Raw genomic sequence first — 2,628 nt, 5'->3', positions numbered from 1 at the left:
CTGCAGAGTAGTATGGATTTGGAACGGGGACCCCTGATGAAAGCGGCACTGTTCCGAACCGCCGGGAGGAACCTCCTCTTCCTCTGCTTGCACCATTTGATTGTGGACGGGGTTTCTTGGCGCATCCTGCAGGAAGACTTGAGCACGGCCTTGCGACAGGTGAAGGAAGGCAGGAGTATCTGCTTGCCGGCCAAGACGGCCTCCTTCAAGGAATGGGCGGAAGCTCTGGAGGCCTATAAAAGCAGCCGGCAGCTTCAAAAAGAACGGACTTATTGGGAAAAGGTCATGTCACAGATGGAACAGGGCCATATTGCAATTGATGAATGTACCGATGATACCGGATTTGCCAGCCTGGAGATTACCTTGAGTAAAGAAGAAACGGAGCAGTTGGTTCACCGGGCAGGCAGGGCTTTTAACACTGAAATAAATGACCTGTTGATCAGCGCCATCGGTATGTCTGTACAAAGGCTGACTGGACAAGCCGTTGTGTCCGTTGGACTGGAAGGCCACGGCCGGGAAGAAATCCATACGAAGATGGAAATTGACCGGACAGTTGGCTGGTTTACAAGCATGTATCCAATTGTCATCGAATGTAATGAAGATCTGCACGAAATGATTGTAGCGACAAAGGAAATGCTGCGGAAAGTTCCGAATCATGGCCTGGGATACGGGGTGCTGAAGCAGGAGCTTCCGGATCTCGCAGCTGACATCCATTTTAATTATTTAGGACAAATGGATGCAGAAGCGAAAGATCACAGGATCCTGTTTAATTCGAGCGGAAAAAGCGCAGCAGATGAGAACGCTATGTTCCGTAAGATCAACATTAGCGGAGGTATCCTGCAGGAAATGTTGAAATTCACTATCACTTATGACAGAAGCAAATACTCAGCAAAAATAATGGGGCGTTTTGCCTCGATGCTTCAGGATTCCATGCGTACAATCATCCTGCATTGTTTGACAATGGATGAAGTTGCGGTGACCCTTTCGGACACGCATGCTTCAGATCTGTCTGAGGACGATTTGCAACTGATCAACTCTCTTTTTGATATCGAGTGAAATTACAATCGATAAAGGTGGCCGATATTCGACATGAGCCAAAGAAGTGTCATAAACCCGACAATTGCAAATATCTATTCTCTTACCCCGATGCAGGAGGGGATGCTGTACCACAAGCTTGCGCACGGAGAATCGACCAGTTATGTCATTCAAAATAGATTTGAATCGAGCGGGTATATTTCCGAAGCAACAACTCAGCAGGCTTTAAAGCTCCTTTTCATGAGGTATGAGGTTCTGAGGACGTCAATCGTATTTGAGAAGTTGGAAGCTCCAAGGCAAGTAATCCTAAGGAACAGGGAAGCTGAATATGAACGAATCGATTTGTCAGAATTGTGCGAAGCGGAGCAAGTCAGCCGATTGGATGAGGTAGCTCGACTGGATGTCGAGCGTGGCTTTGATCTGCAGCGGGATTCTCTGCTACGAATCAAGCTTATCGCATTAGGTCATGACAGATACAAAATGATTTGGACATTCCATCATATCATCATAGACGGCTGGTGCTTGTCGCTGCTATACGGCGATTTTAAACGTTATTATGATTTGCTTGAAATCGGAAGAAGTATGAGTGATTTGGAACGGATGATCGCTGGCGAAAAAAAGCGGACCGCGGAATATGGCGAATACCTCCAATGGCTGGAAAGGCAGGATAAAGAACTTGGCCTTTCCTATTGGGAGGAGCTGTTAGCAGATTATGATGAAACAGCTGACATCAAGCCGATGAAAAAGCCCCAACCCGTTGATGAGCATGTGTTAGAGAGCCGTATCGTGATGTCCAAAGGACAAACGCAAAGCCTGCTAGATCTGGCCAGTTCCAACCATGTCACAATTAATACGGTTACAGAGGCTGCGTGGGGGATTGTTCTTCAGGCATATAGCGGGACCAAGGATGTGGTATTTGGGAAGATTGTGTCAGGTAGACATGCAGATATCAGGGGAATCGAACAGATCGTGGGCTTATTTATTTCGACCATCCCTACTAGAGTCAGATGTGAAGAAGATACAACTGTTTCAAAACTTCTGAATGAGCTGCAGATGCAGGGGATGAAGGGTAATGAATATTCTTACTGTCCACTTCCGCAAATTATGGGATTGACGAAACAGAAGTCCGATTTGGTTAAAGTTTTGTATGTATTTGAAAATTACGAGTTCGAAGAAGTTTTGCTGATGGACGATGAAGACGGGATTCAATTACAGTTCGAATCGTCTAGGGAAAAGGTTAATTATGCAATCGTTCTGGTTGCAAGTCTTGAAGATGGTTATTTGAATCTGAAGATCATGTACGACCCCAGTGTGTTCGTGAAGGACGAAATCGAGAGCGTACTATCCAAAGTGCAAACCGTTTTATTGTCTCTTACAGCCAATCCGGCAGGTAGGGTCTCTGCAATTGAGACGATTACCCCAGAGGAGAAGGCCAGAATCCTTGGTGAGTTCAACGACACGACTGTCGAATACCCAAGGGACCGAACGGTAGTGGATATGTTCGAGGAGCAGGTGATAAAAACACCTGATCATATAGCAGTAGTATTCGAGGATGAGCAGCTTACTTATGCTGAGTTGAACCGAAAGGCCAAC

Annotated in this window: 2 protein-coding genes; both read left to right on the top strand. The window is 46.2% G+C overall.

All coding sequences use genetic code 11. The features are described from left to right. Window positions 1-1,056, top strand: a 1,056-nt coding sequence (locus B9N86_RS21465) for a condensation domain-containing protein (RefSeq protein WP_244562787.1), incomplete at its 5' end; no start/stop codon positions are given. 33 nt (window positions 1,057-1,089) lie between these two features. Further along, window positions 1,090-2,628 (top strand): condensation domain-containing protein (locus tag B9N86_RS21460; RefSeq protein WP_244562786.1); only part of this gene is annotated, 1,539 nt, incomplete at its 3' end.

Source organism: Paenibacillus uliginis N3/975, assembly GCF_900177425.1.
Classification (GTDB): domain Bacteria; phylum Bacillota; class Bacilli; order Paenibacillales; family Paenibacillaceae; genus Paenibacillus_AQ; species Paenibacillus_AQ uliginis.
Note: the sequence above shows the minus strand (reverse complement) of the source record. Positions and strands in the feature narration are given on the sequence as shown.